Below are 10,684 nucleotides of genomic sequence, written 5' to 3' on the forward strand. Positions count from 1 at the left end.
GGCCGCCCTCCCCCCACCGTCCGCACCGTCCGCACCGTCCGTGCGGACCGGCTATCCCTCGTCCGAGTGCAGGCTCATCGGCCCGTAGATCTCGGCGGCGTCCTCGTACAGCCGCACCTGGTCCGCGCCGCCCTCCTTCAGGGCCTTCCAGTGCTCCCCGATCCATGACTCGGCGTCCCCCTGCGTGGTGAACTCCTCGGGCTGGACCGAGGGTTGGACCTCCGCCCCGTCGGCCTTCTCGAACCGCCACGTCCATGCAGCCATGTACGCCTCCCGTGTCTGAGCACCTGCAGAGAAGGAGCCGGATCTTGGTCCGGCTCCTGCCCGAAGCCTAGTCGGACGGGCAGCACCTGCGCAGACACGCGAAAATCACATCCGTGGAAGTGACTCTGCTCGGCACAGGTGCCCCCGCGGGACTGCCCCGCCCCGACTGTCCCTGCGCTGCCTGCGCGAGTGCGCTCGGCCCCCAGGCGCGGGCGGCGACCGCCGTTCTCGTGGACGGAACGCTGCTGCTGGACCTGACGCCCGGTGCCGCGTTCGCGGCCGCGCGCGCCGGGCATTCGCTGGGCGGCGTACGGCAGGTGCTGCTGTCGCATCCGCACGACGGGCCGCCGGTCGAGGTACCCGCGGGGCTGCCGCAGCCCGGGCGGGTGCCGGACGGGCGGGAGTTGGCGCTGCTGACGGGGCATCGGGTGCGGGCGGTGGCGATGGACGCGCCGGGCACCGGGTACGCGGTGACCGGGCCGGACGGGCGGCGGCTGCTGTATCTCCCGCCCGGGGGTGCGCCGGCCGGACTGGAGAACGGCTCGGCGGAGACGTACGACATGGTGTTCGCCGATGTCGTGGGCCGCCCCGACGCGCTGGCCAAGCTGCGCGCGGTGGGGGCGCTCGGGCCGACCACGGACGTCGTGGCCGTCCATCTGGACCACGACGTGCCGCCGGGGCCGGAGTTGCACCGACGGCTGGCCGCCGCGGGGGCGCGGGCCGTGCCGGACGGGACGACGCTGGTGGTGGGGGTGTACGAGAACGTGCCCGACGTGCCGCGGCGGACGCTGGTGCTCGGCGGTGCCCGGTCGGGCAAGTCGGTGGAGGCCGAGCGGCGCCTCGCGGCCTTTCCCGGTGTGCTGTACGTGGCGACGGGCGGCACCCGCGGCGGCGACACCGAATGGGCCTCACGGGTCGCCGCCCACCGCGAGCGGCGCCCGGGGTCCTGGCGGACCGAGGAGACCTGCGACCTGGTGCCGCTGCTGGCGGGGGACGGGCCGCCGCTGCTCATCGACTGTCTGTCGCTGTGGCTGACGGACGCGATGGACTCCGCCGGCGCGTGGGACGACGCGGAGTGGGCGAGCGGCGGGGAACGCGCGCTGCGGGAGCGGGTGCGGGAGCTGACACAGGCCGTGCGGGCCGCCCGGCGGACCGTGGTCGCCGTGTCGAACGAGGTCGGGTCGGGGATCGTGCCGGCCACCGCGTCCGGCCGGCGCTACCGCGACGAACTCGGCCGTCTGAACGCCGCGTTCGCCGCGGAGTGCGAGCAGGTGGTGCTGGTGGTGGCGGGACAGGCGCTGGTACTACGCGGCTGACGGCCCCCGCCGGGCGATGATCCGGCAGGTGTACGGGAACCGGTCGAGGGTGTGCCGGCTCGTCGCCACGATCGTGCAGCCCCGGCCTTCGAGTTGTCCGCGCAGGCCGTGCGCCTCGCGGGGTTCGGCCTCCACCAGGAGGAGGCCGCCGGGGCGCAGCAGCGTGAGGGCGGCGGGGAGTTCGGTGCGCGGGTCGGGGGCGGGCGAGCGCCGGTCGAGGAGCGTGACGACGTCGTAGCGGCCGCGCAGGATCGTGGTGATGTGCGGGTCCGTCACATGCCCCGCGTACGCCTCCTCGATGTGTTCGAGATGGCGGGCGTAGGCGATGCGCGGGCTGGGGTCGACGCCGTCGATGGAGGTGTAGGGGAAGAGTCGGCGTGCCGTGCGGGGGAAGCGCGCGTCGCCCGTGCCCACGTCCAGCCAGCTCTCCGGCTCGGGCAGCAGCCGCAGGATCGCGCGGGCCGCCGAGCGGTGGCGTCCGTACCGGCCGAGGTCGCTGACGCGGGTGCGCAGGCTGTTCATGGCGGCTCCCGAGGACGTACGACAATCCGCTGCAAAACGGAACGTATGGGATCGCGATCAAGGGAGCAACGACGTCGGGTGCGCGTGGTGCCCATGTGGCGCTGTCCTGTTCGAGCGGTGCCGGTACTGTTCGGCGAATGAACGCGCTTAATCTCGACGACTTCACCGATCTGATCGAGCGCCCGGATGGCGGGGTGCGCCGTGACGCCGAGGCGCGCAGGGAGCGCCAGATCGTGCCGCCCGGGTCGCTGGGCCGCCTCGACGACCTGGGTGAGTGGCTGTCCGCGGCACAGTCCGCCGTGCCGGTGCGACCGATCGAACGCCCGCGGGTGCTGTTGTTCGCCGGTGACCACAAAGTCGCCGAACTGGGCGTCTCCGCCCGGCCCGCGGGCAGCGCGGTGCAGTTGGTGCGGGACGTCCTGGAGGGCGGCCGTCCGGTGTCGGTGCTGGCCCGCCGGCTCGGGGTGCCGGTGCGCGTCGTCGACATGGCCCTGGACTGCGACCCCGCGGAACTGCCCGACGAGGTCGTACGGCACCGGGTGCGGCGCGGCAGCGGACGCATCGACATCGAGGACGCGCTGACGGCCGAGGAGGCCGAGGCGGCGTTCCGCGCGGGTGTCGCGGTGGCCGACGAGGAGGCCGACTCCGGTACGGATCTGGTGGTGCTCGGCGATGTGAGCGTGGGCGGGACGACGGCGGCGGGCGTGCTCATCGCCGGGCTGTGCGGGACCGACGCCTCGGTGGTGACCGGGCGGGGCGGGCTCGCCATCGACGACCTGGCGTGGATGCGCAAGTGCGCGGCGATCCGGGACGCGCTGCGCCGGGCGCGGCCCGTGCTGGGCGACCAGCTGCAGCTGCTGGCGACCGCGGCCGGGGCCGATCTGACCGCGATGACCGGCTTCCTGCTGCAGAGCGCGGTGCGCAAGACGCCGGTGATCCTGGACGGGGTCGTGGCGGCGGCCTGCGCGCTGGTGGCGCAGCGGATCGCGTTCCGCGCACCGGACTGGTGGCTGGCGGCGCACGACAGCGGGGAGCCGGGGCAGGCGAAGGCCCTGGACCGGATGGCGCTGGAGCCGCTGCTCTCCCACGGGGTGACCGTGGGCGAGGGCGCCGGGGGGCTGCTGGCCCTGCCACTCGTCCAGGCCGCGGCGGCGCTGGCGGCGGAGCTGCCGGAACGGCCGGAGGAGCCGGAGGAGCCGGAGGACTCCGGGGACGAGAAGAACGAGAAGGAGGCGGAGGCCGGGGCGGAAGAGGTCGGATAGCGCTCGCGGCACCGTCCAAAGTCGACCGGCCTGAGACCAAAGATGGAGGGGTTCATCAGGACATCGCCCATATGATCCTCACCCATGGGAGATGCCCGAATTGCCCCGCGGCGTGCCGCCGCATTCGCCGTCTGGTATTTGCGGGCCGTCGCGTTCGTCAATTTTCTCAGTGCCGTGTGGGTGTCGCTGGGGCAGGACGTGCGGCGGCACAACCAGGAGAACCTCTTCACGCCGTATCTGCTGACCGCGGGCTTCGCCTCGGGAGTGTTCACGGCCTTTCTGGCCGTCACCATGCGGCGCCGCAAGCGCGCCGCATGGATCCTCAACCTCGCCCTGGCGGGGCCGTTCCTCGGGCTGTTCGCCTTCGCGATGGTCTTCCCGGAGATCCGGCAGTACGCCCAGAACTGGATCTCGCTCGCTCTCACCGCCGCCTTCGTCGTCGCCCTGCTGGTCGGGCGGCGGGAGTTCTACGCCAAGGGCGACCGCTCGAACCCGAGGCTCGCCGCCGCGGTCGCGGTGGGCGGCACGCTCGTCGCCTCGCTGCTCGCGGCGCTGCTGGTGACGGTCACCAACGCGGCGGCGGACGCGTCCCGTTCGACGTTCCTGGAGCGCTGGCGCTACGGCACCTTCCGGCTGGTCTCCATCGCCGTCGACGAGTCCCACTTCCCCGGCGTGTCCGCGCCGAACTGGGTCAACGTCGCCATCAACGTGCTCAGCACGGTCCTCGTCCTCGCCGTCTTCTACGCCGCCTTCCGCTCGCGGCGCGCCGTGGACCCGCTGACCGAGGACGACGAGAAGCGGCTGCGGGAACTGCTGGAGCGCCACGGCGAGCGGGACTCGCTCGGGTACTTCGCCCTGCGCCGGGAGAAGAGCGTGGTGTGGTCGCCGACCGGCAAGGCGGCGGTGGCGTACCGGGTCGTCGGGGGTGTCTCGCTGGCCTCCGGCGATCCCATCGGCGACCCGGAGGCGTGGCCCGGCGCCATCGAGCCGTGGCTCGCCGAGGCGCGGGCGCACGGGTGGATCCCTGCCGTGATGGGGGCGAGCGAGGAGGCCGGGACCATTTATGCGCGGCACGGCCTGGACGCCTTGGAGCTGGGCGACGAGGCGCTCGTGGACGTCGCCGAGTTCACCCTGGAGGGGCGGGCCATGCGGACGGTGCGGCAGGCCTACAACCGGGTGAAGCGGGCCGGGTACGGCGTGCGGATCCGGCGGCACGAGGACATCCCGGCCGACGAGATGGCGTATCTGCTGCAGCGGGCGGACGACTGGCGCGACGGGGCCACCGAGCGCGGGTTCAGCATGGCGCTGGGGCGGCTCGGGGATCCCGAGGACGGGCGCTGCGTGATGCTCGAATGCACCGACGGCGACGGTGAGTTGAGGGCGTTGCTGTCCTTCGTGCCGTGGGGGCCGAAGGGGCTCTCGCTCGATCTCATGCGGCGCGACCGGGACTCCGAGAACGGGCTGATGGAGTTCATGGTGCTCGAACTGCTGCGCCGGGCGCGGGACATCGGCATCACCCAGGTCTCGCTGAACTTCGCGATGTTCCGGTCGGTCTTCGAGCGGGGGGCGCGGCTCGGGGCCGGGCCGGTGCTGCGGCTGTGGCGCTCGCTGCTCAGCTTCTTCTCGCGCTGGTGGCAGATCGAGTCGCTGTACCGCGCCAACGCCAAGTACCGGCCCATCTGGGAGCCGCGGTTCCTGCTGTTCGAGAAGAGCGCGGACCTGCCGCGCATCGGGATCGCTTCGGCGCGGGCGGAGGGGTTCCTGGAAGCGCCGGGGCTGCCGAAGTGGGTGCACCGCAAGCATCTTCAGACGCACAGGTGATGCCGCGGAGGGCGCGCAGATGAGGACCGCCGGATGAACGCCCTTGCCCGCTGGGCCCGTTGTGAGTGGGGGCTGCTGTACGTGACGGTGCGCGAGGCGCTGGTCGCGCGGGGCTGGCGGGCGGTTCCGTTGACGCTCGGGGCGGTGGTGCTGACGGCGGTCGTGCAGATCGTGCAGAACCAGTCCTGGGGCTTCGGGTTCGTGCAGGACATCGGGTCCGTACGGGCCGCGGACCCGCTGGTGCCGGCGCTGCTGCGCACCCCGCTGTCGCTGTTCGTCCCGGCCCTCGACCTCCCCGTCTGGGGCGCCCTCGCGCAGATCCTCCTGGTCTTCGGTGTGGCAGAGATCTGCCTGGGCCGATGGCGCACCCTGACGATCGCCTACGCCGCCACCCTCGCCGGCACGCTCTACGCCCGTCTGGGGATCCGGCTGGGCCTCGACCACCCGCTCGGCCTGCCCGCCTCGGACGCCCACGTGGTCGACACCGGCCCGTCCGCCGCCGTCGTAGCCCTCGCCGTCTACCTCACCTGGCGCTTCGGCGCCCACCTCACCGCAGCCGCGGTGGTCGCCGCGATAGCGCTCGAAGTCCTCCTGAAGAACAACCTCGCCGGCAAGGAACACCTGGCAGCCATCGCAGCGACAGCAGCCCTGCTCGCCCTCTCAACGCCCCGGCCCCGGCATCAACGCGGAGGCAACGCCGCGGCAGGCGTCGGCCTGCCGCCGATCCAGTCCTGGAGCCTGCGGCGGGGGTCGGCCCGGCGGCGGTCGTGGCGATAAGCACGGAGAACAGACCCGGCACGGAGCAGGGGCGGCGCCCCCACCACCCCCGACGACAGCTCCGCGCCCCCCTCAACGCCGAGGCAAAGCCGGCGCCGCCGTCGGCCTGCCGCCGATCCAGTCCTGGAACCTGCGGCGGGGGCCGAGCCAGCGGCGGTCGTGGTGGTAGGCGCGGAGGAGGGACTTGGCTCGGGTGCGGGGGCGGCGGCGGTAGAAGCGTCTGGCCCAGGGGGAGCCGGGGCGGGCCACGCGGACGAGGCCGATCAGGCCGATGAGGGGGACGATCACGCTGAAGATGGCCATCCGGGCCTTCCCCTTGCTCAAGACGGCCAGCGAGAACAGGAAGTTGACGGCCACCGTCGAGATCACACTGCCCCGGTCCTGCAGCTCGTCCTGGCTCATGTCGTCCACCCCGAAGGGCGAGAACCCCGCGAGCATCAGCCCCACGAGGGCCGCCGTGAGGACGACCACCTCGACGCTCTTGCGCCCCTCCTCGCTCCAGTACACGTCGTCGAGATGCAGGATCAGGGCGAACTCGTCGAGCACCAGCCCCGCCCCCATCCCGAAGACCACCGCGAAGCAGGCCGCACCGAACCCGTGCCGGCTGCTGGCGACCGCCCCGAACCCCCCGAGGACGGACAGGACGACACCGGGCACCACGTGATGGATGTGCACCCCGCCCGCCTTGACATTGCCGAACGGACCCTTGCCCGCCCGGATGAGCCGTGTGACGACCCGGGTGATCAGGAACGTCAGCACGAACGCGGTGAGCGCGAGCAGCAGCGGCAGCTTGCCCGGCTCGATGATGTTCCGCTGCAACCAATGTCCCATATGCGCACTGTATCCACGGCGCCCACCACCCTCCCGCGGACCGGCGGGTAACCTGCGCCGGTGCCCGAACCCTCCAAGACCCCCTGGCCGGACGGCCTGCGCTTCGCCTTCGGCACCCTCACCGTGCTGCCGGTGCCGGTGACCCGCTGGGACCGCGACGCCGCCCGCGGCGGCATGCTCTGCGCCCCACTCGCCGGACTCGTCGTCGGCGCCTGCGCGGCCCTGTCCGGCGTACTGCTGCTGGCGCTCGGCGCGAGCGCCCTGCTCGCCGCCGTCGCCTCCGCCGCCGTACCCGCCGTCCTCACCCGGGGTCTGCACCTGGACGGCCTTGCGGACACCGCGGACGGTCTGGGCAGCGGCAAGCCCGCCGAGGACGCCCTGCGGATCATGAAGCAGTCGGACATCGGCCCGTTCGGGGTGATCACGCTCGTCCTGGTCCTGCTCGCCCAGGTCTCCGCCCTGGCCCAGGCCTACGGCGGCTCCTGGACCCGGGGCGTGCTCGCGACCGTCGTCTCGGCGACCACCGCCCGCCTCGCGCTCACCCTGGCCGCCCGCCACGGAGTGCCGGCGGCCCGCCCCGAGGGGCTCGGCGCGGCGGTCGCGGGTGTCGTACCGGTACGGGCCGCCGCCGTCACGGCGACCGTCGTCGTCGGGGCGGCCGCCGCCGGGGGCGCGCTCGCCGGGACGTACGACGTGATCCGTACGGCCGTCGCGGTCCTCGCCGCGCTCGGCGCCGCCGAACTCCTGCTGCGCCACTGCACGCGCCGCTTCGGCGGAGTGACCGGCGATGTGTTCGGAGGGGTGGCCGAGACGGCCGCGACGGTTTCGCTCCTGGTGCTGTCACTGGGGCAGTAGTCTCTTCGGCCGTACGGACACAGGGACTTGATCGGGGGACGTTCGTGCCGAAGCTTCGCCGTGCCATGGCCTGGTTCATCGACTTCGCACTGGTGCTGGCGCTGGCCGCCACGCTGGCCGTGCTCACCTTCCACCGGATATCCGCCCTCGTCTCGGACGTGCCCGAGCTCGCCACCCGCGGCGGCTTCGACCTGCTGACCTCGCGCGGCGACGTCATCGCCGCCTCCGAGCACATCGGGGTGTCGCTCTGGGACAAGTCGGTCCTCTACGTGGAGCAGGCCTTCGGGCTGCTGATCGTCGCCACCTTTCTCTACCAGTGGGGCTGCCTCTGTCTCGCCGGACGCACCGTCGGCAAGGGGCTCCTCGGCCTGAAGGTCACCCCGAGCGTGCCGCGCCGGGCCGCGGTGCGCGCCGCCGTCACCACGGCCGCGGACATCGCCGTCTACGCCGTCGCCTGTGTGCTGCTGATCGAGGGTGAGTTCCTGCTGTCGGTCGCCGTATGGGCGCTGGCCGTCGTCGTCTTCCTCCTCAACGCGCTGCCGGTCCTCTCCCCCACCCGGCGCTCCCTCGCCGACCGGCTGGCCGGCACGGCGGTCACCGGCCTCGGGATCGGCCTGCCCTCCACCACGCCCCCGGTGCGCACACGCGCGTAGGCTCGTGCGGAGTGTTCGCCGCACCGGGGAGGGCCCCGCTGAGGCCGCACCCCCGGGTCGGTCCTAGGGTCGGCTGTCGGGCCCGGTCGACCCACACGGATCGACCACAGAAACTTCACATCGGAAGCGAGAATTCACCACCGTGACTGCTCTGACTCTCAGCACCGCCGCGGCGTCCGGCCTTCGGGCCGACGCGATCGTGATCGGTGTGGCCAAGGGTGCGAAGGGCCCGGTCGTGGCGCCGGGCGCCGAGGCCGTGGCCAAGGCCTACGACGGCAGCCTCGCCGGCGTCCTGGAGACCCTCGGCGCGTCCGGCGCCGAGGGCGAGGTGACGAAGCTGCCCGCACCCTCCGGCTTCAAGGCCCCGCTCGTGGTGGCGGTCGGCCTCGGCCCGGAGCCCGACAAGGACGCGAACGGCGCTCCCTTCGACGCCGAGGCCCTGCGCAAGGCCGCGGGCTCCGCCGCCCGCGCCCTCACCGGTGCCAAGAAGGCCGCCTTCGCCCTGCCCGTCGGGGACGCCTCCGACGTCGCCGCGATCGGCGAGGGCGTGCTGCTGGGCGCGTACTCCTTCGACACCTACAAAGAGACCGCGCCCAAGAACGCCCGGTCCGGCAACGGCAACGGCAAGGCGCCGCTCGCCGAGGCCGCCCTGCTCGGCGCCAAGCCCCGCGACAAGGAGCACAAGGCGGCTCTCGAGCGCGCCACGGCCGTCGCCGAGGAGCTCAACCGCGCCCGCGACCTCATCAACACCCCGCCGAACGACCTCGACCCGGCCGCCTTCGCCGCCATCGCGCAGGCCGCGGCCAAGGAGCACGGCATCAAGGTGCAGGTGCTCGACGAGAAGGCGCTGGAGAAGGGCGGCTACGGCGGCATCCTCGGCGTCGGCGCCGGGTCGGCCTCGGGCCCGCGGCTGGTGAAGCTGTCGTACACCTCCTCCAAGGCGAAGAAGCACCTCGCGTTCGTCGGCAAGGGCATCACCTACGACTCGGGCGGCATCTCGCTGAAGCCGGCCGGTCACAACGAGACGATGAAGTGCGACATGAGCGGTGCGGCGGCGGTCTTCGCGGCCGTGATCTCCGCCGCGCGCCTCGGTCTCGAGGTGAACGTCACCGGCTGGCTGGCGCTCGCCGAGAACATGCCGTCCGGCTCCGCGACCCGGCCCGGCGACGTGCTGCGGATGTACAGCGGCAAGACGGTCGAGGTCCTCAACACCGACGCCGAGGGCCGGCTGGTGCTCGCCGACGCGCTGTGGGCCGCCTCCCAGGAGAAGCCGGACGCCGTCGTCGACGTCGCGACGCTCACCGGCGCCATGGTGCTGGCATTGGGCAGCAGGACCTTCGGGATCATGGCGAACGACGACGCGTTCCGCTCCGCCGTGCACGAGGCGGCCGAGGAGGTCGGCGAGCCGGCCTGGCAGATGCCGCTGCCGGAGCACCTGCGCAAGGGGATGGACTCCCCCACCGCCGACATCGCCAACATGGGCGAGCGGATGGGCGGCGGTCTGGTCGCGGGCCTCTTCCTGCGCGAGTTCGTGGGTGAGGGGATCACCTGGGCGCATCTGGACATCGCGGGCCCGGCCTTCAACGAGGGCGGACCGTTCGGATACACCCCCAAGGGCGGCACGGGCACCGCGGTGCGCACCCTGGTCCGCCTCGCGGAGCTGACGGCCTCGGGCGACCTGGGCTGACACGGAAATGAGAGAGGGGGCTCCGCGCGCGGGTAGGGCGGGGCCCCCTTTTCCGGTCGGTGCCCGGGCTTTCCGCGGCCGGTGCTCAAACGAACGTGGGACGTCTCACACACCGGCCCGGCGTCTCGTTCACCCCCGACAAGTGCGAAGATGGGCCACGGCAGGACAGGGCCCCCACCACAGGGCCGAAGAAAGAGCGGCCGGACACCAGCCGCCGACCGGTCACCGCTGACCGGCGTGGCGCACATGCATGGAGGACGTGACGTGGCGAACGACGCCAGCACCGTTTTCGACCTAGTGATCCTCGGCGGTGGTAGTGGCGGTTACGCCGCGGCCCTGCGCGGGGCGCAGCTGGGCCTGGACGTCGCCCTGATCGAGAAGGACAAGGTCGGCGGTACCTGCCTGCACCGGGGGTGCATCCCCACCAAGGCCCTGCTGCACGCGGGCGAGATCGCCGACCAGGCCCGCGAGAGCGAGACCTTCGGCGTCAAGGCCACCTTCGAGGGCATCGACGTCCCCGCCGTCCACAAGTACAAGGACGGCGTCATCTCCGGCCTGTACAAGGGCCTGCAGGGGCTCATCGCCTCCCGCAAGGTGACGTACATCGAGGGTGAGGGCCGGCTGTCCTCGCCCACCTCCGTCGACGTGAACGGGCAGCGCGTCCAGGGCCGCCATGTGCTGCTTGCGACCGGCTCC

11 protein-coding genes are annotated in these 10,684 nt (G+C 72.8%); 8 read left to right on the top strand and 3 right to left on the bottom strand.

What is annotated here, in order from left to right; all coding sequences use genetic code 11:
• Nucleotides 1–51: 51 nt before the first annotated feature.
• Nucleotides 52–264 carry a hypothetical protein gene (locus tag MQN93_RS42750; protein WP_016435767.1) on the bottom strand — a complete coding sequence of 71 codons (213 nt, stop codon included), beginning with the start codon at nucleotides 262–264 and terminating at the stop codon, nucleotides 52–54.
• Between the two features lie 113 nt (nucleotides 265–377).
• Here MQN93_RS42750 and MQN93_RS42755 point away from each other — a divergent pair, with 113 nt between their 5' ends.
• Nucleotides 378–1,580, top strand: coding sequence for a bifunctional adenosylcobinamide kinase/adenosylcobinamide-phosphate guanylyltransferase (locus MQN93_RS42755; RefSeq protein WP_242713757.1), 1,203 nt, complete (start codon nucleotides 378–380; stop codon nucleotides 1,578–1,580).
• On the opposite strand, the gene MQN93_RS42760 is transcribed toward MQN93_RS42755, so the two are convergent.
• Complete coding sequence (locus tag MQN93_RS42760; RefSeq protein ID WP_242713758.1) at nucleotides 1,569–2,102, bottom strand: methyltransferase domain-containing protein; 534 nt, start codon at nucleotides 2,100–2,102, stop codon at nucleotides 1,569–1,571. The genes MQN93_RS42755 and MQN93_RS42760 overlap by 12 nt on opposite strands.
• 137 nt (nucleotides 2,103–2,239) lie before the next feature.
• Between MQN93_RS42760 and cobT the strand changes: the two genes are divergently transcribed.
• From cobT to MQN93_RS42775, 3 genes are all read left to right on the top strand, one after another.
• On the top strand, nucleotides 2,240–3,364 hold the full coding sequence (gene cobT / locus MQN93_RS42765; RefSeq protein WP_242713759.1) for a nicotinate-nucleotide--dimethylbenzimidazole phosphoribosyltransferase: 1,125 nt from the start codon (nucleotides 2,240–2,242) through the stop codon (nucleotides 3,362–3,364).
• A gap of 84 nt (nucleotides 3,365–3,448) precedes the next feature.
• A complete protein-coding gene (locus tag MQN93_RS42770) occupies nucleotides 3,449–5,185 on the top strand; it encodes a phosphatidylglycerol lysyltransferase domain-containing protein (RefSeq protein ID WP_242713760.1) in 1,737 nt (578 codons plus the stop codon).
• Between the two features lie 33 nt (nucleotides 5,186–5,218).
• The gene (locus MQN93_RS42775; RefSeq protein ID WP_242713761.1) at nucleotides 5,219–5,962 is read left to right on the top strand and encodes a hypothetical protein; all 744 of its coding nucleotides are present in this window, start codon (nucleotides 5,219–5,221) and stop codon (nucleotides 5,960–5,962) included.
• A 72-nt stretch (nucleotides 5,963–6,034) separates the two neighbouring features.
• On the opposite strand, the gene MQN93_RS42780 is transcribed toward MQN93_RS42775, so the two are convergent.
• On the bottom strand, nucleotides 6,035–6,793 hold the full coding sequence (locus tag MQN93_RS42780; RefSeq protein WP_242713762.1) for a hypothetical protein: 759 nt from the start codon (nucleotides 6,791–6,793) through the stop codon (nucleotides 6,035–6,037).
• A gap of 60 nt (nucleotides 6,794–6,853) precedes the next feature.
• Between MQN93_RS42780 and MQN93_RS42785 the strand changes: the two genes are divergently transcribed.
• From MQN93_RS42785 to MQN93_RS42800, 4 genes are all read left to right on the top strand, one after another.
• Nucleotides 6,854–7,648 (top strand): adenosylcobinamide-GDP ribazoletransferase, encoded by a 795-nt coding sequence (locus MQN93_RS42785; protein ID WP_242713763.1) that lies wholly within the window; start codon nucleotides 6,854–6,856, stop codon nucleotides 7,646–7,648.
• Between the two features lie 44 nt (nucleotides 7,649–7,692).
• Nucleotides 7,693–8,301 carry an RDD family protein gene (locus tag MQN93_RS42790; protein ID WP_242713764.1) on the top strand — a complete coding sequence of 203 codons (609 nt, stop codon included), beginning with the start codon at nucleotides 7,693–7,695 and terminating at the stop codon, nucleotides 8,299–8,301.
• A gap of 142 nt (nucleotides 8,302–8,443) precedes the next feature.
• Complete coding sequence (locus MQN93_RS42795) at nucleotides 8,444–9,988, top strand: leucyl aminopeptidase (RefSeq protein WP_242713765.1); 1,545 nt, start codon at nucleotides 8,444–8,446, stop codon at nucleotides 9,986–9,988.
• A 264-nt stretch (nucleotides 9,989–10,252) separates the two neighbouring features.
• The coding region (locus MQN93_RS42800; protein WP_242713766.1) for an FAD-dependent oxidoreductase at nucleotides 10,253–10,684 on the top strand (432 nt) is incomplete at its 3' end.

The organism is Streptomyces spinosisporus (assembly GCF_022698145.1).
GTDB classification, from domain to species: Bacteria; Actinomycetota; Actinomycetes; order Streptomycetales; family Streptomycetaceae; genus Streptomyces; species Streptomyces spinosisporus.